The following is a 258-nucleotide window of genomic DNA, read 5'->3' on the forward strand; positions in this document are numbered from 1 at the left end:
GGCAGCGTCACCGCGTTGTAGCCGGTGTACCCGTCCACCACGAGCGCGCCCCTGGTGCCGCCCAGCACGTCCTTGGGCGTCTTGCCGGCGCGGCCCAGGCTGAAGCGGTAGCCGATGAGCCACTCCCCCTGGGGCGTCTGGGTGAGAAACGTCCAGAGGTAGCCCCGACGAGTCTTCTTCACGTCCAGCACGCGCAGCGGTGTCTCGTCGGCCCACACCACCTCCGCCGAGGCGATGCACTGCAGGAGGTGCGAGGAC

General features: G+C 69.8%; 1 protein-coding gene. It reads right to left on the bottom strand.

Going from position 1 to position 258, the window contains the following annotated elements; genetic code table 11:
* Positions 1-258, bottom strand: a 258-nt coding sequence (locus U8525_RS34635; RefSeq protein ID WP_374270999.1) for a transposase, incomplete at both ends; no start/stop codon positions are given.

The sequence above is a fragment of the Corallococcus sp. RDP092CA genome (assembly GCF_041903675.1).
Taxonomy (GTDB): Bacteria; Myxococcota; Myxococcia; order Myxococcales; family Myxococcaceae; genus Corallococcus.